Below are 22434 nucleotides of genomic sequence, written 5' to 3' on the forward strand. Positions count from 1 at the left end.
TATTATATGATTAACCAGCTGATAATTTTTCTATATCCTGTTGTGATTTATGTTTTTTAAGTATTGTTATCAATGCTGAAGGTATAGTAACTGTCCTTATGCTGCTCTGTGATTTTGGATCTTGTTCTATTGTTTTGTAGGATCTTACATTATCACTTTCTATGACGTTTACCTTTTTTATTGACTTTTTCACATAAAGTTCTTTTTTATCCATATCAATGCCATCCCATTTAAGGCTAATAATTCATCTTGTCTTAATCCAGTATCAAGATCAAGTAAAAATTATGCTTTTAGATGATTACCATCCAATGATTTTTGTAATCTGTGTATTCCTGTATATGTCAATAACTTTATGGTTCTTTCCGAAGATAGTTGATATTAAAACATATTTGCTATTATTTGTGCAATAGACTTTATTTATTTAAAGAACCATTTTTATGTTAGTATAAACAGCTGAAAATGTTTAATTGGAACAGACTATTGCTAGTATACAAAACACTGTAGCTTTTGCACAAAGTGTATCTACAGGACCAACACAGAAATAAAAACCGGACATTTGGTGTCCGGTTATAATTATTACCCCGGGAAACCGAGGCTTTAACTTTGTTATATTGTATTAATATAGTAATATGCAGTTTTGTGAGTAACAACTGTATCAGTGGATTTATCGTTATTAAATTGGATAACGTCTATTTTATGTTTGCCTGTTTTGATGTCATTGCCCTTTAATTCCATATTTGTTTTGCTGCTTGATAATTGTTTTTTAGAGTTAAAAGCACCATCTATAAATATATAGCTTAGATATTTATTGTTAAATTCACTTGGAACTATCTCAACTTTTTGAGATGAAGTATTTTTCTTGATGCTTATAATTGGAATATCTCCATTTTTAAATGTATTAGATGATGGTGATACATAAAATTTGCCTGGACCCATATCAGTCTTCAAATTTTTAGGTAATTGTGCTAAGTCGTTTTCGGCTTTTTTTTCTACATTTTGTGTTCCATTTTTAACATTATTAGTTTGTTGTCGAGTTCCACAGCCTACTAAGTTTATTGTAATCAGTAAAGATGCCATGATTATATAAAAAAATTTTTTCATCTAAATCACTCCTATAATTTAAAATAAAGATTTGTATAGTTACAACAATATATTATTTCTCTTTTTAATATATCTTATTCAAATACAAATATACCATCAGAAATTAGATATGAAATCATGTGATGAACATATTAATAGCTATTATATTAAATTTTTTGCTAATACTAACTGATGTGTGTCTATATAATTTAACAATTTAGAGGGTGTGTAAATTGAAATCTAAAAAGCAATATTTTGTAATTTTTGTGATGCTTATAATTGTTTTATCAGAAATAAATTGTATGAATTATAGTTATGCAGCAAAGTCAAATGTAGCTAAAAATGAAAAAATAATATATTTGACTTTTGATGAGGGGCCTGGCCCAATTACCAATAAAATTCTTGATATTTTAAAAGAAAAAGATGTTAAAGCAACATTTTTTCTAATAGGAAATCAAATTAAAGAAAATGAACTTATTGTAAAATAGTTTATTTACATAGATCTCCTTAAAAATAGTGATAATTACCGAATTTGTGTCTGTGGTTACAGGGCACATTAAACTGAAATGTAACCGCCAAAGTATAGGTATTTAAATTGTTGTCCCCTAAAGTTATATTATAAAAAATAAGAACCTGTTATTTAAGGTTCTTATTTTTATTAGTATTTTAAATTCTACCTGTAAGTGTGAACGGTATTATTTTGTGCAATTGTATATTGATCCATTGATGCCTGTACAAATAGATTGAATAAGTTTTGAGCAATCATATTTTGCACCGTTAATAGTTACACAATTATTTGATTTTACTGATTTACAAGATGTTTTATAGGTTGTACACGATTTGTTATTTACAGAACTTGCATGAACTGTTGTAACTACTCCTGCATTTAGTAATAATGGTGCCGAAATTATTAAAGATGAAAGTAATTTATGTCTGATTTTTAACATTTTAACTCCTCCTAAATTTTGTTATATTGTATATTTTTTTAGTTCACTTTTTATTTATATGACATTAAAGTGAGTTTAGAAAGTATAATTAATAACTTATGCTTATCAGCTCCTTGATTATATTTTGGGGAATTTAGGCTTGCTTATAGTCTAACAGTATTTATGAGATATATCATTATTAAATTAATGGTTGTAATAGTATTAAAATACTTTAAAACAAGTTTGAGCATTATATAGAATAAATATCATATAAAATCAGTCTAAAGGCTAAATAAACTAAAATAATCATGATTTATTATTTTAGTTCTAATAAAGCACAAAAGCTTGTTAAATTTATAAAAACTATGCTTAAAACTGTAGGGAAGACTCCCAAAGAGTACAAAGAATTGAAACTTACAGAAGTTAAAATAAAAGTTAATACGAAAGTTATTTTAACTGTATAAATGGAATGTGAATAAAAAATTTAATTATTATAATTAATCCCGATTTTTTCTCCCATTAGTACCTTCGTTTCATAACCATTTTTTGTCTGGACAAGTATATCCTTATCAACTATAGCTCTATTTTCTTCAAAGAATAGCACTACAGTTGATCCACCGAATTTAAAGTAACCTTTTTCATCTCCCTTAGAAATATTTTTTCCAGGAGAATAGGTTTGTATTATGGAACCTACACAAGTAGCACCTATTTCTATATAAAGTATATCTCCAAAATTATTGGAATGGAAAATACTCCATTCTCTTTTGTTTTTGCAAAAAACATTGGGAATATTTTTTAAAGCTATTGGATTTACAGAATAATAATATCCTTTAATTTTATTAGAAGATTCACATATACCCCAGTCTATAAAATGAAATCTATGATAATCTGTTGGACAAAGCCTGAATATTAAACAAGTACCATTATTAAATTTTTTAGAGGCTTTACTATTTATCAAATCAGATAAACTATATGTAAATCCTTTAATTTGAACAATCTTATTTAAATTTATATGTTCGTATGCCGTCAATCTTCCATCAACAGGGGATATTAAGATGTTTTTATTCACACTAAAGGGTCTGGCATTTTGTTTAAGAGATCTTGAAAAAAAATCATTAAAGCATTCAAAATCATTATAGTTCATGGAACATTCATCCATGTTTATATTAAAATCTTTTATAAAAGGGTGAATTTTTATTTTACTATATTTAGTATTGCAAAATAAGCCGTATAGTCTAGAAAATATTTTTTTTTTCACTATAGCCTCCAAAAATTTCATTCCTAGAGGAGAAGAATATATCCATTTCAAATAGGTATCTCCTGCTACTTTTTCTATTTCATATTTTTTTGCTTTTCTATTAAAATATTTAATCATTTTTCCTGTCCTTTAATTAATAATTTAAGTAATTTAGTTTACAGTTAGTATCTTAGTAATAATTTTCAAAATACTATGTATTGATAGATATTTTATCACAAGTAACTGATTTTTAAATTTGTTTATTACTTATTTTAGCACTATAATAATCAGATAGAAATAGTTTTACGGTCTTTTGATTTTTAAATATCGTTTGAGGGGCAAATTGATAAAAAACTATTGAGTTATTTTAATAAGATAGTATAATGAATATAATTATACTGACCAGTCAATAATTATGTAATAAAAATCTGGAGTGGTATTTATGAATAATACAAAAAGAACAATTTTTGAATCTGCTATAAAAGTTTTTTCTAAAAATGGGTATAGCGGTGCAACAATGGATGCTATAGCAGCTGATGCTGGTGTGGCAAAAGGAACATTATACTATCATTTTAAAAGTAAAGAAGAAATATTTAAATATATAGTACAAGAAGGAATGAATGTACTGAAGGAAAAAATAGAAAGTGGCTCTAAAAATATAAATAATTCTTTAGATAAAATAAAAATTCTATGTAAGGTTCAATGGGGATTGGTTTATGAAAGCAGAGATTTTATTAAGGTAATAATGAGTCAACTTTGGGGCCAGGAAATAAGACAATTAGAATTAAGGAAATGTATAAGATCATACATAATCTATATACAGGATTATTTAAAAGAAGCTATGGACGATGGCAGTATAAAAAAATGTAATTTATCCTTTTTAGCCTATACCTTATTTGGAACCATCTGTTCTATTGCTGTTTACGAATTGATAAATGAAGATAAAAAAGATTTGGATGATATGATAGAAAACCTTATGAGTTATATTTTAAATGGAATAAAGGTAGAGAAGGAGAATAAGATTTAATCTCCCTTTAAAGTCTACCGGATCTAATTATGGAGATTATTAGTATAATACCGATGAATATAAAAAATATAAAATTTATAATACCTATTAAAGGCACGTTATAGAATTTAGGTCCTATATTAAAATTTGAAATTAAAGAAGAACTTATAATTATAGAACATGTTATTAAAGAAATTGACAGCCTGTTTACCATTTTATTTAGTTGATTTATGGAATCATCAATTTTATTAAACTTTAATTGAATTTTAGCTCTTCCACTTAGTATGCAGTCTATTAGTTCTACCGTTTTTATGGGAAGCTTTGAAAGGTTTTTTGTAAAGTTATAAGAATCAATGAATGCACTTTCCAAGTCAATATGATCAAAATAATAAAATTTATTGATGTTTTTGACAAAGGGCACTGCTATATCTAGAATATCAATTTCAGGTGATATTTCTGTTACTAAACCTTCCACTATAATTAAACTCTTTACCAGCAATATTAAATTTTTAGGTAAGATAATATTGTTATTTTTTGCACATTTGAAAATTTCTGTGAGCAATACTGAGATCTTTATATTTTTAAGGGAAGTAGATAAATAGTTTACTAAAAACAGCTCCACATCTTCATATAAGTCATTCCTATTTATAAGACTTTTTTTTATACCTATTGATATAATTATAGATACAAGTTTATCTGTATCTTTAGATACCATGGACATAATAGCTTCATTTAAAAGCAGCTTAAGTCTAGGTGAAATAGTACCTACTATTCCGAAATCTAAAAAACATATCTTTTTATTGTATATCATTAAATTTCCAGGATGGGGATCGGCATGAAAAAAACCATCAGTAAATACCTGTTTAAAAAAAGATAAAGCTAGTTTCTCACCTATATCCTGTAAGTCGTACTTTTCTTTTTCTAACTTTTCCATATTATTTATTTTGAATCCATAAATTTTTTCCATAGTTAATACTTTGGTACCAGATAATTCATTTACTACATAGGGGACATAGCAGAAACCTACATTTTTATTTAATTCTTTGAATTTTAACATATTTTCAGCTTCTAAATTAAAATCTAATTCCTGTTTAGTTGAAAAAAGTAATTCGTCTAAAGCTTCCTCAGGGTCAATTAATGCTTCTTTGAATTTGATTTTAGTAAGTTTTATAATTCTATACAATATGTATATATCTGTTTCCATCTTTTCTTTTATATCAGGTCTTTGTATTTTTACAATGACATTTCTCCCGTCTTTTAAGACTGCATTGTGTACTTGTGCAATAGAGCCTGAGGCCAGGGGAATCTTTTCAAAATTCAAGAAACAATCTTCTATATTTTTACTGAATTCATCAAAAAATACGTTGTTTATATTTTCATGCTTTTCTGGAAGTACATCATCTTGAAGCTTTGAGAGTTCTTCAATATATTGTGAAGGTAGTATATCTGGTCTTGAACTTAATATTTGACCTATCTTTATAAAAGTAGGTCCAAGTTCTTCAAAAGCTCTTCTTAGATTTTCAGGAGATTTTTCTTTATTATGATTTTTAGTATATACTAAAAACTTAAAACCATATTTGGCTAGTACCTTCATTATTTCTTTAAATCTTTTTGAGTATCGGTTTTGCATGGCATATATTTAACGACTAAAGCTTTAAGCTTTAGTCATCTCCATTACTTATTTTATTTTCAAGTTTGGTTAATCTCTCATTTATTGATGATATATCTTCTTTAGAAGCAAGATTCATACTGTCCAATATTGACAGCAAATCAGTTTTGCTTATGGGTTTTATCTCTTCTTTTTTAGCTATGACTGTTTTTTTTAATTCTTCGGATAATTGTTTCCCCTCATCTACTGTTATTTTTCCCTTTTGGACCATTTCCTCAATTAATTTTACTGATTTTTCATAAGTATATGCAGCTGAACCTATGCCTGCCAAAAATAAATTTTTTAATTCATTAATCATATTTGTTCCTCCTCCATAAATTTAAATTTATAAATAAATCATCTTATAATCCACATGATTGAAAATCAGTAGGATTTTAGATGTTATTAAAACTCTTTCTGATAAAATTTGCGAAAAAAATTGACAATTTTCATAAATTATAATAGAATATGAGGGTAGCAACTATATATGCGCTCGTAGCTCAGTAGGATAGAGCAGCGGTTTCCTAAACCGCGTGCCGGAGGTTCGACTCCTCTCGGGCGCACCATAAAGTCTTGTGAATACGGTATTTACAGGGCATTTGTTTTATAAAAATTATTATCTGTTTTAAATAGTATATCCTTATTCTATATTTATATTTTATTTATCAATATTGATTTATATGTTTGTTTGAAATAATAAAATATTTTAGTTTAAGCTTGAATAGAAAATAACTTGAAATATTTAGTTTTTGAGGTATCTATATGATGGATTTCATGCTTGAAGCTATAAAACAAGCCAGAATAGCATTAGAGTTAGGTGAAGTTCCAGTAGGGGCTGTTATAACAAAAAATCAGAAGCTTATATCAAAAGCATGTAACTTAAAAGAAACATTGAAGGATTCTACTGCTCATGCAGAAATTATTGCTATAAAAGGTGCTTCAAAAATACTTAAAAATTGGAGATTAAAAGACTGCAGCATGTATGTTACTTTGGAACCGTGTCCTATGTGTGCAGGAGCTATACTGCAGTGCAGAATTAGTAAATTGTATATAGGAACATTTGATCCAAATGCAGGAGCCTGTGGTTCTGTAGTGAATGTAGTGCAAAATAAATATCTAAACCATTGGACTAATATTCAATGGGATTATAATGAAGAATGCAGCAATATATTGGATGAGTTTTTTAAAAAAAGAAGATGAGAATTTCTGAAATTTTATATGGAGACGTATCGAAGAGGTCATAACGAGAACGACTCGAAATCGTTTGAGCGGTGTTGAGCCGCTCCGTGGGTTCGAATCCCACCGTCTCCGCCATATATAAAATTTAGTTTGTTTCAAAAATAGGTAAGCTAATACATTTTGGAGGCATAGCTCAGCTGGTTAGAGCGTACGGTTCACATCCGTAAGGTCGAGGGTTCGAGCCCCCCTGTTTCCACCAAAGAATTTATAAAAACTGTCGTATTAGAAATAATGCGGCGGCTTTTTTGTATTCAGAATACCACAGGTTTTACCTGTGGTTCTAAAAAGCTTATAGCTATGAGTAGAAAAAAGAAAAACTCCAATATAAAATAGAAGTGGGTTTGCCAACCACAACTAAAATATATTGGAGGTGTGTCCGAAATGGACAATAATAGTTTAGCACACAGCAAATGGAATTGTAAATATCACATAGTTTTTGCACCAAAGTATAGAAGACAGATAATATATGGAAAGATAAAGTCAGATATAGGAGTAATACTAAGAAAATTGTGTGAACATGAGGATGTAGAAATTATTGAGGCAAATGCATGTAAGGATCACATACATATGCTTGTAAGTATACCGCCTAAATTAAGTGTATCACAGTTTATGGGATATCTTAAAGGTAAAAGTTCATTAATGATTTTTGATAGACATGCAAATTTAAAATATGGATATGGCAATAGGCAATTTTGGTGTAAAGGGTACTACGTTGATACTGTAGGAAGGAATAAAAAAATTATAGAAGAATATATAAAAAATCAAATACAAGAAGATTTAACATACGAACAAATGAGTTTAAAAGAATATATTGACCCATTTACGGGTGACAAAATAAAAAAAAGCAAGAAATAAAGCACCTTTTAGGTGCAGCCTGTGAAGGCATGCGGTTGGCAGACCGTTCAGTGTGCGAGTAGCACTGCCAGTAACATGCCCTTATAGGGCTTGAGCAAGCCACCTCTTTTAGGGGTGGTTATGATTCGATATTCTTTTTTCTCTGTCATATGGCTTGTCCTCCGTTTTCTGATTTTTGATGGCGGATCAAAAGTCAGAAGCGGAGGAGATCGGCAGCGCGGTTTGACAGGAACGCTACTGTCAAGCTCCAAATATAGGATTATATGTAAAACAAGTAGGAAATTTGTCGAAAAAAATAAGTCAGCACTATGCCCATAGCAAAATGCTGACTTTTTTAGCTTTGCAAGATTAAATTGTTGGGGTGAAGGGGGGTATGTACAGGTTGCTCTGTCTCTATTTACACCTCGAAAAGGGATAAAAGCGGAATATCTTCATATGGATACCTCTCTTGCCATAGCCCAGCGAAAGCCGGTATCCTGATACCTGAAGCATTTGTTAAAAGCCACAAAAGCCTGCCCTTCAAGTTGAAGGGCAGGCTTCGCTTAACTTTTAGTAGCCAGACTATCATAGCACATGAAGTGCATTAGACCCTCGGCTTTGCGTCCCCGCTTTTTAGTGGGTTTGCCCTTGGCTATATTTATTTTGCATTAAATCAAGTCTTATTTAATTTTCTCTTAATACTATTATCTCAGGTACTGCTCACATGCTTTTGAGCAGTAATCCCAGATAACCTTTTGTCCTTCCTCCGAGAACCACTTTGGATCGATATTCTTCTCCTTACAATCTCCATAAAATTTACCGGTCACGCCCTCTACTTCGGGAGATGTCATCATGTAAATGCCGCATTCCGCAGCCTTGGCGATCGGCCAGGAATAATCTCGGTACTGCTCCATCAAGGCCTTCATCTCAGGTATCTCTCCTGACACTCTCTGCAAACCAGTATCAAGTGCGGTGCCCGGCTCTGTGCAGTTTACCGTTACATTTTTAATTCCCTTTTTCTGAATATTCTCGTTTAGCTGCCGCATGGTCCACCAGACGTAAAGCTTTGACAGGCCATAGGCCGCATAAAGAGAGTAATGGTTTTCGAGCTCAATATCGTCCAGAATCGGATCACCGCCCTGCTGATAGGATTCGGAAGACTGTGCAACGATTCTTGCGGATTCGCTCTTCTCAAGAAGCGGGAGAAGTAGGCTTGCCAAAAGGAATGGCGAGAGGGTATTAATGGCAAATGTCTTCTCATGCCCTTCTGCTGTAACCTCACGTTCATTTCCGAACTGCCCTCCGGCATTGTTGTAAAGGATGTCAATATGGTCCGTACAGTCCTTTACATTATCAGCAAAACGCTTTACCTCTGACATAAGTGAAAAATCTGCCGTCAACATCGTAATCTTCTGATTACCGGTTTCCTTGATGATCTCATCATAAACAGCTTTTGTTCTTTCCTGATTTCTTCCGTGGATGATCAGCTGATATCCTTGCTTTGCCATCTTCATTGCCGTGTACTTGCCAATTCCGTTTGATGCTCCTGTGATTAGTATTGTTTTCATTTGATTTTCCTTTCTACCCGGTTCGGGTTTTAAATTTTTGAAATTTCCTCAGTTATCATTTATTTATAATAATGTCACACTGGTTATAGTAAATGAGATATACCATATGGATAATTGAAATAAAATCAATCTTTAAAGTCTCGTCCTATCTCCAGTGTTTCTTATTATCAATGCCGGGGATACTGTTCAATCAATTTCCAATGCTGCTTATTTGGATGTTCATGCGGCATAAGGACAATAGCTGAATTTGTTTTTTTAGACGATACGGTAATGTACAATTCAGTTTTCTTTAGCCGTATAGCATAGGTTCCGTCCGGCTGCTCGATAAACTCCCATTGGGGGCTTTCTTCATTTAATGGCTGCTGCCACAGGGCAACGCCAGCTTCGGGAGTAGATTTAGGTTCAAGGGTTTTCTGTGTGTATATATTTTGTAGCTGATATGTCGTTCCCTCAATATGATTAAATTGCCAAGTCAGGCACTTCCACTTGTGATGAGGATATAAAATAATATCATTTCCATTGGACACATCGGCGTTGTGCGGCCTTAGGTTTTTTCCTGTTTCAATATTATGTATGGCAAAAGAACCACTGATTATCTGCATAGCATCATCAACCTTCTTTTCTTGTGAGGCAGTATTGATATAGGCGAATACTCCTACTACACATAAAAGTGCGAATATAATAATAAACGATACGTGTTTTCTCGTGATGCCCATAACGCTAAGCACCACAACGATTATTAGCGTTTATTATTTCTTTCAAGGTAACGTCAGGATTAAGCCAACGCTTACCGCTTTTTTCATTTTTAAGGTGTATGGCGTTTTGTGGGCAAAGGTGCAAGCAAGCATAGCAACTTGCGCAGTGGTCACTGAACTGAACCATATTTTTAACTTCGATGTTTTGGGTGGGACATACTTTGGCGCAGGTACCGCACTGGTTACATTGCTCGTTTACGATGTATTTCAATGCACCCTTTTCATTATTAGGCAGTTTGCTGACGACTGAGGTCAGTGCCCTTGTTCCTATTGAAGCTCTGGCTTGCCGATGCCTTCGAGCTTGAACATCTGCTGCAATTTTCGCTGTCATTTCCTCAACTTTTTTCTGCGGCAGTTTTTCGATTTCAGCCCCTATCTCAAAAACAGGAAGATAATTGTCCAGCATAAACAAATCATTTACATAATCGAAGCGATAACCGTTCTTTTCCGCCAGCTTTTGCACATTCCGCATGACCGCACCAGGCATATTGCCGTAAGTACCAATGGCAAAAGTATAATTTGCTTCTAACTTCACCTTTTCAATAAACTGCTGCACCATTTTAGGTGGGGCAAGGCTATATACCGGAAAAATTACACCGATTGTATCATCTTTATAGTTCTGATTTGGCAAATCAATAACCTGTGGGATAGAAATCAAGGTTCCTCCAATACGTTTTGCTACTGCCAAAGAATTGCCTGTTGATGTAAAATAAAATATTGTCATAAAATATCCTCACCTACCTATACTGCGTTAATTTGTATCTGTTTCTTTTTTCGCGCAAATCGAAACAGCGAAATACCAATCAGGAGTTGCCAGAACATCATTGGATAGATTGCGACCCTTTCAGCAAGTCCCTGATATTGCATATTATTTGTCGCTAATGAGGAAACAATCATCATTCCAACAAAGCCTAAATTCATTATAGCGAATATTGGAGATTCAATTGTTCATCCCTGAAATTCTGTAACCACTGGAATGCCCAAATCACTGATATAATTATGCAAATAACCATATGCCGAGTTAGTCCAGGCTGGCCGTATATAGTTCAAAGACAAAAAATATAAGTGGCGCAAGAATAAAGAGGATAGCACTTACCCTTAGTTTATTTCAGCTTACATTGTCAATAGGTATCCTCCTCAATTATTCATGAAGGGTGCACAAACCTTCATACAGTAATCCCATACGATTTGTTCGCCCTCTTGGGAAATCCATTTAGGCTTTATTACTTTTTCCTTGCAGTTTCCATAAAATTTGCCTGTAACGCCTTTGACCTCATCAGATGTTGCCAAGTAAATACTGGTTGCCGCTGCTTTTTCTATTGACCACATCATAACCTTCCAAGCAGTATAAATCACTTTTGCCAAAGTGTTTTGTGTCGAGATCCTCCCCAAGTCGGTATCCGCAGAGCCGGGTTCACAGGTATTGAATGTGACATTAGAGATGCCGCGCTTTTTAGCTTCTTCCACAAAGCGGCGCATAATCCAAAAAACATAAAGCTTTGATAGTCCGTAAACTCTTGTAAAAGCATAATTATCTTTCAGCTCAATATCATTTAAAAATGGTTTGCCACCTTGCCTGTATGATTCCGACGAAACGGTTACAACCCGCGCAGCGGGGATTTTTGTCAGAGTATCAAGCAGCAAATGGGTCAAGAGGAATGGCGCAAAGAGATTAATTGCCATCGTTTTTTCGCGGCCTTCTTCTGTAATCTCTCTTTTGTTGCCGAATTGCCCACCAGCATTATTAATCAGAACATCTAAGCGGTCATATTTAGCTTTTACCTTTTCCGCAAACGCCTTAACCTCGGACATTAAGGATAAGTCCGCAGTTATCATATCAAGGTTGTTATTGTTTGTTGCTTTTTGAATTTCATTAAACACAGCCTTTGTTTTCTCCACATCTCTACCGTGGATAATTACAGTGTGACCTTGTTTTGCCAAAGTGAGCGCAGTTTCCTTGCCAATTCCGCTTGACGCTCCTGTGACAAGAATTACTTTCTTTTTCATAAAGATACCTCCATATCTTGTGTATTTGTTAAAAATTATTATTTATAACGTTTTCGCATAGGCATTGCGAAGATGTTCTAAAATTAATGCAACCTCTTTTTTTGCTGCTTCCTAAACAATGGGGTGCTGTTCAACCAGTTTCCACTGTTGATCTTTTGATTCCTGCATTGGCATCAACACAAGAGGTGCGTTATTCTTATCTGAAGCAGGAGTAATATAGAGTTGCGTCCCTTTTAACCGAATATAATAAGTTTCATCAGACAGCTTTATAAACTCCCAATATTGAAGGCTATTTGCCTCAAGTGGTTGCTGCCATAATTGGACGTTCTCTTCGGGCGACGAGGAAGGTTGAAAAGTCTTATGTGTCCACAGATTTTTAAGCAGATATGAACCGTCCTCTGTTTTGATGAATTGCCAAGTCATACATTCCCAGTTCGCATGTTTATACTGAATGATTTTTGTTTCATCAGCGATACTGGCATTATATACTCTGATATCCATACCTGTTTTAACATTTTGTATCGCATAGGTATTAACTGTTTCTCGTTTTTTTTGAATATTATGGTAAGTACGTTGCCCAAAAATGAGCAGATACACCAATAATGCTATACCAATACCAATCATTATCCCAATAAATATATTCATTATCTTACTCCTTTTCATAAATACCCTGACCTATACATTGCATTTTTCAAAATCATCATATTTCCCATTCCAATCTAAGCCGATAGATTAATGACAGTGTATCACTGTCAACTTAAATATGCTTTTGTCACCTTTTTGCAGTAATTCCATAGCTTCTGCTCATTCTCAGCAGAGTAATATTTGTCGTTTGGCTTATCTTCTTTACACTTATGGCTAAAAAATTTACCGGATACACCTTCTACCTTAGGAGAGGATGCGAGATAGATTTCTGACTTTGCACCATCTTCCGGCTTTGACATAAACAGTAATCCAACCTTATAAATAATATCTATCATAAGGCCCTTCTTTTCATTCTGACCAAAGGTTGTAGCAACAGCACCGGGATGCGTGATATTAAAGGTAACATTATGAATACCCTTTTCCTTCAATTCTTTTGCAAAACGCTGTCCCATCCAGATTGCATATAATTTAGACAGACTGTAATTAGGCTGTGCTCCATATTTTTTCTCTGACTTTATATCGTCAAAATCCGGTTTCCTCGATGCCGCATGTGCCGAAGATGCTTCAATAATGATTCTTGCAGATTTACTCTTTTGGAGTGCCGGAAGAAGAAGATGCGTCAACAAGAAGGGGGGAAAACACATTCAACTGAAAGGTTCTCTCTTCTCCATCTTCTGTTAATACTCTTTCCTTAGAGAAAACTGCTTCTGCATTGTTGATCAGAACATCCAGATGATCATGCTTTTTATAAAATTCATCTGTCATTCTTTTGATATTCTTGAAGGAGAGAAGATTACATAAAAGCATATCAACATCTGCACCTTTCGTTTCTGCTTTTATTTCCTCCACTACAGCCTTTGTCTTTTTTTCATTTCTACCATGAATAATAACGTGAAAGCCCTTTTTTGTTAAAGACTTAGCTGTTTCCCTACCAATACCATCTGTTGCTCCTGTTATTAAAACAATTTTTTTTCCATAATTTAATCCTCGCTTTCAATTGGTTTCAATCTTTTAAGTTCTTCTTTCAACATTTTAAACGAATGTACGTTTATTAAAGCTTTTAAAGATAAGCACTCATTTTTGAGTACTTATCTCTTTATGGCATCCCAGCACATTTCAAAAACCACTTCATAATCAATGGCACCAAATGTATCCTTTTGATGACAGCTATCTTTATATAGCTGTGTAATCGGATAAACACAGAACCCACTTAATAAGGCTGGTGAAACATTTTTTAAGATTCCTTCCTTGATTCCACGTTCAAATGGCCAGCAAGCCTTTTGAATAAGTTTTAAGAGTTCCTGACTTTTAGCTGTCAAAATCACTGGTGAATCGCCCGCTTGCCCAATAAAGAGGAAATAATCTTCATACTCTTTTGCAAAATTTAAAACGTTCTCACAAAACTTTCGAACAGACTGTTTGACTGGTTCAGTATCGTTAATTCCTTTCATACTGGCGTTAAGCATCTGCGTCTTTACATCAATATATATCTTCTTAAACATATCCTCCTTATTTTCGTAATAGATGTAAATAGTAGATGCAGATACTCCTGCTGCCTTTGCAATTTTAGACATGGAAATATTAGTGAACCCGATTTCATTAATCATTTTTATGGTCGCTGATAAAATAGCATCTTTTTTGTTTTCATCTTTTACTCTCATACACTCTATTATAAACGAACATTCTGTTATAGTCAACGATATTTTCCACAGTTTTGCAGCAACTTTTTACTTAACTTAACCTGGATTCATTGATTTTACTGGCAAATTCGGGGATTTTTATTTTCGTTTTTCGTCATATTTTACTAGCGCTTTATGTAGTATTGTGATATAATTAGTATTATATGTGTGGAGATGATTGTTTATGTACCTAAAAAAGACTCCTTCTAGCAATGGCAGAATTCGATTATCCATTGTAGATAGTTACTATGATAAAACTAAAAAATGTTCCCGGCAGATAACTGTGGAATCTTTAGGATTTCTCGACGAATTAGAAAAAGAATATGATGATCCAATCTCTTTCTTCTCTGCACGTGTTGAACAATTAAAGGAAGAAAAGAAATGTAAAAAAGCTCCAATCACTTTTGTATTTCATGATGCTGATACAATCGAGCAAGATGTTACCTTGCGTAAAAATTTTGGATATACTGCGTTAAGCAAGATTTATCATGAGCTTGGCATACACACTTTCCTTACCAACAGACAACGTCATACTAAGGACAATTATGATGCTGATACAATCATGAAACTCCTTGTTTATTCAAGGCTTTTGAATCCTGCTTCAAAAAAGAAAACTTTTGAGAATAAAGATTGGTTCTTTGAAAAAGATAACTATTCTCTTGATGATGTTTATCGTTGCCTTACCTTTTTTAACAAGCATAAAGAGAGTCTCCAATTTTGGATCAACAATAAAATCAAAGAACTCTATGGAAGAGATACCAGTCTTATTTACTATGATGTAACCAACTACTACTTTGAAACTGATAAAATGGACAACCTCAGAAAAAAGGGAGTATCGAAAGAACACCGACCAAATCCAATTGTACAAATGGGGTTATTTATAGACAACAAAGGGCTTCCCATTACCTATGAGCTATTTTCAGGAAACACTAATGACTGCCTTACCTATCGACCTAATTTTGCACGTATCAAGAAGGAATATAATCTTGGCAGGGTAATAACGGTGGCAGACAAAGGCGTGACTACTGGCGACAACATTTGGTATACGACTCATACTCCTACAAAAGATGGGTATGTATTCAGTATGTCTGTTCGCGGTTCTGACAAAGAATTAAAACAGTATGTATTAGCAAAAGAAGGATATGAATGGCTAGGCACAGAATACAAGAGAAAATCTAGATTATACCCAAGAACAATTCAGATAACATCATCTAACGGAAAAAAATTAAAAAAAGTAGTACATGAAAAACAGGTAGTATTCTACAGCGAAAAATATGATAAACGTGCTAAGGCTGAGCGTGCTGCCGCACTTGCAAAAGCACAGGACTTAATCGCAAATTCGGATTCTTATACAAGGGTTACTTCCTATGGTGCAGCTAAATATATAAAAAACATTAACTTCGATAAAGAAACTGGAGAAATCTTGAAACCAACACAACTTCTAAAATTAGACATGGACAAACTAGAGGAAGAAGAAGCTTTGGATGGTTACTATGTCATTGTAACTAGTGAATATAAAGAATCTGATGATAAAATCATTGATATGTACCGAGGGTTATGGAAGATTGAAGAATCTTTCCGAGTAACTAAAAGTGACTTAGAGGCAAGACCAGTTTTTGTATCCACCCAAGGGCATATAGAAGCACATTTTTTAATCTGTTTCGTTGCTCTGGTGATTGCAAGGATACTTGAGATGAAAACAGGAAACAAATATAGTATTGGAAAACTACTAGAAACTTTGTCAAAAGCTGAATGCAGCTATGTTCAGCAGAATTATTACATGTTTGATTATTTCAATGATATATTAAATGAAATTGGAGTTATTTCTAACATTGACTACTCCAAAAAGATACGAAGTTTAGGTGAGATAAAAAAAGTTTTAGCATCTACCAAAAAATGATTTATAACGCTATGATTCTCTGACAAAAAAGAATACCCGCTAACCAGCATGTTTACTGGTCTAACGGGTATTTTTTATTCGTTTTTGCTGCAAAACTTAGGTTATAAACGAACATTCTGTTATAGTCAACGATATTTTTTACAAATTAGACTACTCACAGGTATATGCAAACACTTTCCTTATTGTGAAATCATGGAGAATCGTGCACTTGTTAAAAGAAATAAAGCATTGCCATCCGGTAATACGCTACAAGAATATATGCTATAATTTTACTCGGACATTGTTTTTCTCGATAGCGGACAATGGCGTACTTTTATATATGCTATAATCCTATAATACTGTGTTCTTTTTCTGTAATAAATATTCTTAGAGTGAGAGATTCCAGTGGGTTCACAACAAACCGCACCTCGGTCCACCAAAAAAACGGAAAATTCCCTTGGCGGGAAATCCATTTTTTCGGGTTTGCCTCAGCTTGCTGTTTTCTTAAAATGAAACGATTGGAGGTGTTGCTCCCGTTCTCTCGATAACGTGGTTCCTTTTCAATGAGCCCCGCTTTGACCAAATCGTGCAGGTCACGCTTGACGGTACTGCGGGCGAGGCGGTATAAATGTGGTTGAAGTAGCTCATGGAATGGATGCCGGTTTTTCATCACTATAAAGTTGCCATTTGGAATGGATTTCAATTCGTCCGGTAATAGCTGGAACTGACTTTTCCTCTTTACCTTGCTGGGTGCCAGCAAGTCCTGAAACCACTATGCAGACGGCTTTGCACAGTAGAAAAGTCACCGCTGTGATCCATCTGCCGGTACTCCCTCATAGCGGCAGCCATAGAGAGGCAGCATATCTCTCGCAGACAATCGTCCGTCTGCTTCGAAAAATTGTCCCCAATGCAGATGGGTTCGGGATTTTACGAGCAAGGTCGACAGGGTGTCTGCGGAGCAGTTGGATTTTACAGTCATTGCCGTTTCGTTAAGCTCCCGGCAAATTTCATCCCGGATTAAATGCTGGGGATGTTCCTCGGCAGGGATGCCGGATCGCAGCTATCCACATTTCCCTTGAAGCCGGTTCCCTCGGTATAGAGCCCTCGCTTGTGGGCATGACAAAAATATTATTAGTAACGGATAAGAAAATTTTAGAAATTGGTTATGCAGAAAAAGCAGTTGATGGTATTGTAGGGCTTGGTGGTGGTAGTACGCTAGACAGTGCAAAAGCTATTGCAGCAGTAATTCCAAATGGTGATGCAGTTAGAAAGTTGTGTAAAGAAATTCAAATTCCTTCTTTCAAAGAGCAAGGATTTACAAAGGAACAGATATTAGCGGCAAAACCAATGATTTATAAGGAACCTTTATGTATGTCATTTGGTGGAACAATTACAGAACAGGATGTAGTTACAACATTAGAAATGTTATATGACGACTACCAATAAAATCCACTACTTTCTTTAAATTTTGTATGCATAGTAAAGAAAAACGCTCGATTGAATAAAATGTAACCTATAGAGTAGACAATATAAAAAAGTCTATCTATGGGGTATTTTTATGTATAATAGAATAAATAACATTAGGAGCGGATACGATGGGTAAAAAACTATTTACAAAATAAGAAGTCAGAATTATATACTCATATATTTCCTATAGTTCCAATAAAAATATTTTGAATTTTAAATCAAGTCCATATAAAATAAAGTTATAAGACTATATTCTATGAAAGGGTGTTTATTTATATTTTGGGACATAAGGAAAAAATGTACCCCATGGTGTACAAAACTATTATTTAAAAATAATGTAGAAAATGAGCAGGGTTAACGCATGAGTAAACAAAGTGTTAAAATGCCTAAAATAGTAAGTTTGGAGCTTCTTTTAAACATATTATTGTGGTATTATAAATCATATAAATTTATATGATTTATAATACCATGGTAAAACGTAAAATGTTAACACATTATTTTGGACTTATAACAGATCAAAGACAGGATACAAAAATTAAACATAACCTAACATCAATATTATTCATAGCTGTAGTTGCAACATTAGCAAATTGTGACAGCTGGGTGGCTATAGAAGATTTTGCAAACGACAGGATCGATTTCTTCAAAAAATATCTGACTTTGCCATATGGGATACCTTCTCATGATACCTTGCAAAGAGTTTTTGAATGGATTGACCCAAAAGAATTTAGAAGTAGTTTTATGAAATGGATAGAAGAAATATCAGCAAGTTTGAATGGATCTATTATAGCGATTGATGGAAAGACTGTATGCGGAGCACGTAATATAGCTGAAGAAAAATCAGCAATACATATAGTAAGTGCATGGGCAAGTAAATATAGAATAGTTATAGGACAGGTAAAAACTGCCGAAAAAAGTAATGAAATTACGGCTATTCCAGAACTTCTAAAATTACTAGATATTAATGGATGTATTGTAACTACTGATGCAATGGGATGTCAGAAAGATATAGTAAAAGCGATAGTGGATAAGAATTCTGATTATGTGCTTGCACTAAAAGGAAACCAGAAGCTTTTTTATGAAGAAGTTAAAGAATATTTAGATGATGCAGTAGAAACGGGCTTTAAAGGTATTCCATACAATTATACAATGACAGTAGATAAGGGACATGGAAGAAATGAAGTACGAAAATACTACATTACAGAAAGTATAGATTGGCTCAGTACACGCAGTGAATGGAAAAGTTTAAAAAGTATAGGAATAGCTGTACGAAAGAGTGAAGAAAAAGGGAAAATAACAATAGAGAAAAGATACTATATAAGTTCTCTACCGGCTGATGCTGTAAAATTTTCAAATGCTGTGCGTAAGCACTGGGGAATTGAAAGTATGCATTGGGTACTTGATGTAGTGTTTAATGAAGATTCTAACAGGACAAGAAAGGAACACAGTCCAGAGAATCTATCATTACTTAGGAAGTTTGCACTTAATATACTTAGAAATATAGAAACAGAAAAACCTATGAGTGGCCCAAGGAAAAGGGCTAAAGCAATGACAAATGAAGATTTTCTTGATTCAATTGTAAAGCATACATTTTTGGCTTGATAAAATAGGGCTTATTTTTGATGTCACGGAATATGTCCAATAACAAGGACTATCTGGTTAATTAAAAAAAGAGCTATTGGTTCATACCAACATGTGTGAAAATTTAGCAATGATAGAATTTACTCCAGAGTTTATCTGGGACATAAGAGATTATAACTTTTCATGCGTTTGCCCTGAGAAAATGAGATAAAAACATTGTCAAAGTGTTGTATAAAGTGTTATTATAAAAACATTGGGATAAAATAAGTGCTTAAATTAAAAATATAAAAAAGGAGAAATGACATGCTAAGTAGCTCAGGAAACCCAACAATATATATTGGCGGCAGGCCTAAAGGAAATTACACTGATATATCAACAACATATGTTGATGAAACTCTTAGGGAAATGGATTTGGATAAAGATAAAAATAGTAGAATATCAAATAAGGAAAAGGATTCCAATTATAAATATAAAAGGGACAAGCATCTTTTAATTTATGATATTGAAAGATAATCTTAGTGAAGTTGAAAAGACTATCTAAAATGTTTTGTTATAAAAGGACATTGCAGTAGCAGTTATTTTTGGGTAGTTATTTTTTATAATAAAAAATTTCATAAAACTATTGAAGTTTTATAATTTTAATAGTATAATATTGCTTGTTCTGATAGCGTTTAAGCTATAAATTGAATATGAATTTATTTTCATGAGTAAACCTATGGAGAGATGTCCGAGAGGTTGAAGGAGCACGCCTGGAAAGCGTGTGTAGGGGAAACTCTACCGGGGGTTCGAATCCCCCTCTCTCCGCCATTTAAACTTTGTCGTGCTAGATGGGGAGTTAGCGGTGCCCTGTAGCCTGCAATCCGCTATAGCAGGGTTGAATTCCTAGATTAGGCTGTAAAATGTGAGGCCTGGCCCATAAAAGTGGCGTTGAGAACTTGATCCCACGCAACGGAAACTCATGAACCCCGTCAGATCCGGAAGGAAGCAGCGGTAAGTGAATATTTTCGTGTGCCGTGGATAAATCTAGTTTGAGTTAACTATATGGGTAACGCTTATAGTTTATCAGACAAAGCTAGGTGCACGACTTTAATATTAAGTTGAATTAAAAAGATACCATGTGGTATCTTTTTTGTTATACAAAAGGGTATAATATATATATAAAAGAAGGTGATAACATGGCTTATACTGCACTATATAGAGAATGGAGGCCCAAGACCTTTTCAGATGTAGTAGGTCAGGATCATATAACAGTTACACTTAAAAATCAAATATTAAACCATAGAGTAGCACATGCATATTTATTTTCGGGAACAAGAGGTACAGGAAAAACTTCAATGGCCAAGATATTAGCTAAAGCAGTAAATTGCCTGGATTTAAAAAATGGGGAACCTTGTAATCAATGTGAAATGTGTAAAAAAATAAATGAAGGAATTTCTATGGATGTAATAGAAATGGATGCAGCCTCTAAACGACGTCTGGAAGATATAAAAGATGTAATTGAAAATGTAAAATACCCTCCTCAGGAAGGAAAATACAAAGTTTATATCATGGATGAAGTGCACATGCTTACACAGGAAGCAGTAAATGCATTTTTAAAAACCTTAGAAGAGCCTCCCTTAAATGTAATATTTATACTTGCTACTACTGATCCTCAAAAGCTTCCGGTTACTATACTTTCCAGATGCCAGGAATTTGATTTTAGAAGAATAAAAAGTTCAGATGTATTTAACAGACTCAGATGCATAGTAGATAAACAAGGAATTTTTGCTGATGATAGAAGTTTGAATTTAATATCCAGAATGTGTGACGGTGCCATGAGAGATGCCCTTAGTATACTGGATCAAGCAATATCCATGGGGGATGGAAAGGTTCAATACAGCAATGTAGTCGACATGCTGGGGCTAGTTACAAATGAGAATTTATTTCGACTTACAAATAGTATAATAGAAAAAAATGTAGAGTCATCTATGAGGATAATTGATGATATAGTTCTAAGTGGAAAAGATATATATAATTTTATTAGGGATATGATAATTCATTTGAGAGATCTTTTAATGGTAAAAGTTTCTAACAGCCCTGAAGATGTATTGGATATGTCCGAAGAGAATATAAACCTTGTAAAAGAACAAGCTCAGAAAATACGTGTAGAAGAAATAATGAGAAATATAAGAATACTCCAGGATGCACAGGAGCAATCCAAATGGGTTAAACAGAGTAGAATTTATCTAGAGCTTGCAGTAATAAAAATGTGCAAAATAGAATATGATACATCTAAAGAAGTAATTCTTGCCAGATTAAATAGATTGGAGCAGGCATTTAAGCAGGGTGAAATTAAGGTATCTTGTGAAAGGATAGTTCCTAAAGCTTCCCAGGCAAAGATGAATATATCAGAAAAAGCAGGAAGTAACTTAAAAGATAATAATTTCAATAAATCAAAACAGGATTCATTGGAAGATTTAAAACCCATAAAGGAAGAAAACATATATTCAAAAATTACATTGGATACGGTAAAAAAAAGCTGGAAAGATATCCTTGAATCATTTAAAAGCAAGCATCAGATGGTATTATTTGCAGCACTTACTACAGGAAAGGCAGTAAAATGTGAAAGAGGGATAATAACTATAGAATATGGAAAAGATTATTCTTTTCATAAACAGAGGTTAGAAAGAGATGAAAATAGAAAAATAGTTGAACAAGTTTTTTCGGATATACTAAAGGAAAAAGTTACTATTAAGTATATTATAGAAGATGAAGTCGATCATACCTCTCAATCTAAGGAGCAATTGTTAAAGGATACTTTCGGTGAAGATATGGTAGAAATACTTGATGAATAGGATATGAAGTGATTCTTCAGTAAGGTTTTGCCCATATGGAATTTCATAA

At 33.4% G+C, this 22434-nt stretch carries 24 protein-coding genes, 4 tRNA genes, 1 other RNA gene and 1 riboswitch; of the genes, 14 read left to right on the forward strand and 15 right to left on the reverse strand.

Annotated features, from left to right (window positions below):
• Window positions 1–10: 10 nt before the first annotated feature.
• A complete protein-coding gene (locus ACYUJ6_RS00245; protein ID WP_461843928.1) occupies window positions 11–214 on the reverse strand; it encodes a hypothetical protein in 204 nt (67 codons plus the stop codon).
• 392 nt (window positions 215–606) lie between these two features.
• Window positions 607–1101, reverse strand: a complete 495-nt coding sequence (locus ACYUJ6_RS00250; protein WP_461843929.1) for a hypothetical protein — start codon at window positions 1099–1101, stop codon at window positions 607–609.
• Between the two features lie 212 nt (window positions 1102–1313).
• Between ACYUJ6_RS00250 and ACYUJ6_RS00255 the strand changes: the two genes are divergently transcribed.
• On the forward strand, window positions 1314–1568 hold the full coding sequence (locus ACYUJ6_RS00255) for a polysaccharide deacetylase family protein (RefSeq protein ID WP_461843930.1): 255 nt from the start codon (window positions 1314–1316) through the stop codon (window positions 1566–1568).
• 207 nt (window positions 1569–1775) lie between these two features.
• Here ACYUJ6_RS00255 and ACYUJ6_RS00260 read toward each other — a convergent pair whose 3' ends face one another.
• Together ACYUJ6_RS00260 and ACYUJ6_RS00265 are read right to left on the reverse strand one after the other, a co-directional pair.
• The gene (locus ACYUJ6_RS00260) at window positions 1776–2027 is read right to left on the reverse strand and encodes a hypothetical protein (RefSeq protein ID WP_461843931.1); all 252 of its coding nucleotides are present in this window, start codon (window positions 2025–2027) and stop codon (window positions 1776–1778) included.
• A 463-nt stretch (window positions 2028–2490) separates the two neighbouring features.
• A complete protein-coding gene (locus ACYUJ6_RS00265; RefSeq protein WP_461843932.1) occupies window positions 2491–3381 on the reverse strand; it encodes a phosphatidylserine decarboxylase in 891 nt (296 codons plus the stop codon).
• 304 nt (window positions 3382–3685) lie between these two features.
• On the opposite strand from ACYUJ6_RS00265, the gene ACYUJ6_RS00270 reads away from it, so the two are divergent.
• Complete coding sequence (locus ACYUJ6_RS00270; RefSeq protein WP_461843933.1) at window positions 3686–4270, forward strand: TetR/AcrR family transcriptional regulator; 585 nt, start codon at window positions 3686–3688, stop codon at window positions 4268–4270.
• A 7-nt stretch (window positions 4271–4277) separates the two neighbouring features.
• Here the strand turns inward: ACYUJ6_RS00270 and ACYUJ6_RS00275 are convergent, their stop codons facing one another.
• A complete protein-coding gene (locus ACYUJ6_RS00275) occupies window positions 4278–5843 on the reverse strand; it encodes an ABC1 kinase family protein (protein WP_461843934.1) in 1566 nt (521 codons plus the stop codon).
• Window positions 5844–5910: 67 nt separating this feature from the next.
• Window positions 5911–6216 carry a phasin family protein gene (locus ACYUJ6_RS00280; protein ID WP_461843935.1) on the reverse strand — a complete coding sequence of 102 codons (306 nt, stop codon included), beginning with the start codon at window positions 6214–6216 and terminating at the stop codon, window positions 5911–5913.
• A 170-nt stretch (window positions 6217–6386) separates the two neighbouring features.
• Between ACYUJ6_RS00280 and ACYUJ6_RS00285 the strand changes: the two genes are divergently transcribed.
• From ACYUJ6_RS00285 to tnpA, 5 genes are all read left to right on the forward strand, one after another.
• Window positions 6387–6463: transfer RNA gene (locus ACYUJ6_RS00285), tRNA-Arg, on the forward strand.
• Between the two features lie 196 nt (window positions 6464–6659).
• On the forward strand, window positions 6660–7097 hold the full coding sequence (locus ACYUJ6_RS00290; protein ID WP_461843936.1) for a nucleoside deaminase: 438 nt from the start codon (window positions 6660–6662) through the stop codon (window positions 7095–7097).
• 20 nt (window positions 7098–7117) lie between these two features.
• Window positions 7118–7211, forward strand: a tRNA-Ser gene (locus ACYUJ6_RS00295).
• Between the two features lie 47 nt (window positions 7212–7258).
• Window positions 7259–7335, forward strand: a tRNA-Val gene (locus tag ACYUJ6_RS00300).
• A gap of 182 nt (window positions 7336–7517) precedes the next feature.
• Window positions 7518–7991, forward strand: coding sequence for an IS200/IS605 family transposase (gene tnpA / locus ACYUJ6_RS00305; protein WP_461843937.1), 474 nt, complete (start codon window positions 7518–7520; stop codon window positions 7989–7991).
• Between the two features lie 548 nt (window positions 7992–8539).
• Window positions 8540–8627: riboswitch (cyclic di-GMP riboswitch) on the reverse strand.
• 47 nt (window positions 8628–8674) lie between these two features.
• On the opposite strand, the gene ACYUJ6_RS00310 is transcribed toward tnpA, so the two are convergent.
• From ACYUJ6_RS00310 to ACYUJ6_RS00345, 8 genes are all read right to left on the reverse strand, one after another.
• Window positions 8675–9538: an SDR family NAD(P)-dependent oxidoreductase gene (locus tag ACYUJ6_RS00310; RefSeq protein WP_461843938.1), complete on the reverse strand. Its 864-nt coding sequence runs from the start codon at window positions 9536–9538 to the stop codon at window positions 8675–8677.
• Between the two features lie 167 nt (window positions 9539–9705).
• The gene (locus tag ACYUJ6_RS00315; RefSeq protein ID WP_461843939.1) at window positions 9706–10254 is read right to left on the reverse strand and encodes an RICIN domain-containing protein; all 549 of its coding nucleotides are present in this window, start codon (window positions 10252–10254) and stop codon (window positions 9706–9708) included.
• 4 nt (window positions 10255–10258) lie between these two features.
• Window positions 10259–11017, reverse strand: coding sequence for an EFR1 family ferrodoxin (locus ACYUJ6_RS00320; RefSeq protein ID WP_461843940.1), 759 nt, complete (start codon window positions 11015–11017; stop codon window positions 10259–10261).
• Window positions 11018–11430: 413 nt separating this feature from the next.
• Complete coding sequence (locus ACYUJ6_RS00325) at window positions 11431–12300, reverse strand: SDR family NAD(P)-dependent oxidoreductase (protein ID WP_461843941.1); 870 nt, start codon at window positions 12298–12300, stop codon at window positions 11431–11433.
• A gap of 111 nt (window positions 12301–12411) precedes the next feature.
• Window positions 12412–12945, reverse strand: a complete 534-nt coding sequence (locus ACYUJ6_RS00330; RefSeq protein WP_461843942.1) for an RICIN domain-containing protein — start codon at window positions 12943–12945, stop codon at window positions 12412–12414.
• 107 nt (window positions 12946–13052) lie between these two features.
• Window positions 13053–13571 carry a Rossmann-fold NAD(P)-binding domain-containing protein gene (locus tag ACYUJ6_RS00335; RefSeq protein ID WP_461843943.1) on the reverse strand — a complete coding sequence of 173 codons (519 nt, stop codon included), beginning with the start codon at window positions 13569–13571 and terminating at the stop codon, window positions 13053–13055.
• Window positions 13531–13911 (reverse strand): SDR family NAD(P)-dependent oxidoreductase, encoded by a 381-nt coding sequence (locus tag ACYUJ6_RS00340; protein WP_461845397.1) that lies wholly within the window; start codon window positions 13909–13911, stop codon window positions 13531–13533. The genes ACYUJ6_RS00335 and ACYUJ6_RS00340 overlap by 41 nt, the downstream gene beginning before the upstream one ends.
• A 122-nt stretch (window positions 13912–14033) precedes the next feature.
• Window positions 14034–14606, reverse strand: coding sequence for a TetR/AcrR family transcriptional regulator (locus ACYUJ6_RS00345; protein WP_461843944.1), 573 nt, complete (start codon window positions 14604–14606; stop codon window positions 14034–14036).
• Window positions 14607–14808: 202 nt separating this feature from the next.
• Here ACYUJ6_RS00345 and ACYUJ6_RS00350 point away from each other — a divergent pair, with 202 nt between their 5' ends.
• A complete protein-coding gene (locus ACYUJ6_RS00350) occupies window positions 14809–16524 on the forward strand; it encodes an IS1634 family transposase (protein ID WP_461843945.1) in 1716 nt (571 codons plus the stop codon).
• A gap of 623 nt (window positions 16525–17147) precedes the next feature.
• On the opposite strand, the gene ACYUJ6_RS00355 is transcribed toward ACYUJ6_RS00350, so the two are convergent.
• Window positions 17148–17309 (reverse strand): hypothetical protein, encoded by a 162-nt coding sequence (locus ACYUJ6_RS00355; protein WP_461843946.1) that lies wholly within the window; start codon window positions 17307–17309, stop codon window positions 17148–17150.
• A gap of 310 nt (window positions 17310–17619) precedes the next feature.
• Here ACYUJ6_RS00355 and ACYUJ6_RS00360 point away from each other — a divergent pair, with 310 nt between their 5' ends.
• From ACYUJ6_RS00360 to dnaX, 6 genes are all read left to right on the forward strand, one after another.
• Window positions 17620–17949, forward strand: a complete 330-nt coding sequence (locus ACYUJ6_RS00360) for an iron-containing alcohol dehydrogenase (RefSeq protein ID WP_461845398.1) — start codon at window positions 17620–17622, stop codon at window positions 17947–17949.
• 504 nt (window positions 17950–18453) lie between these two features.
• The gene (locus ACYUJ6_RS00365; RefSeq protein WP_461843947.1) at window positions 18454–19572 is read left to right on the forward strand and encodes an ISAs1 family transposase; all 1119 of its coding nucleotides are present in this window, start codon (window positions 18454–18456) and stop codon (window positions 19570–19572) included.
• A gap of 282 nt (window positions 19573–19854) precedes the next feature.
• Window positions 19855–20064, forward strand: a complete 210-nt coding sequence (locus ACYUJ6_RS00370; protein WP_461843948.1) for a hypothetical protein — start codon at window positions 19855–19857, stop codon at window positions 20062–20064.
• Between the two features lie 204 nt (window positions 20065–20268).
• A tRNA-Ser gene (locus ACYUJ6_RS00375) sits at window positions 20269–20358 on the forward strand.
• 11 nt (window positions 20359–20369) lie between these two features.
• Window positions 20370–20635, forward strand: an RNA gene (gene ffs, locus ACYUJ6_RS00380) — signal recognition particle sRNA large type.
• Between the two features lie 91 nt (window positions 20636–20726).
• Window positions 20727–22385 carry a DNA polymerase III subunit gamma/tau gene (dnaX, locus tag ACYUJ6_RS00385; RefSeq protein WP_461843949.1) on the forward strand — a complete coding sequence of 553 codons (1659 nt, stop codon included), beginning with the start codon at window positions 20727–20729 and terminating at the stop codon, window positions 22383–22385.
• Window positions 22386–22434 lie beyond the last annotated feature (49 nt).

The sequence above is a fragment of the Clostridium sp. JNZ X4-2 genome (genome assembly GCF_054889485.1).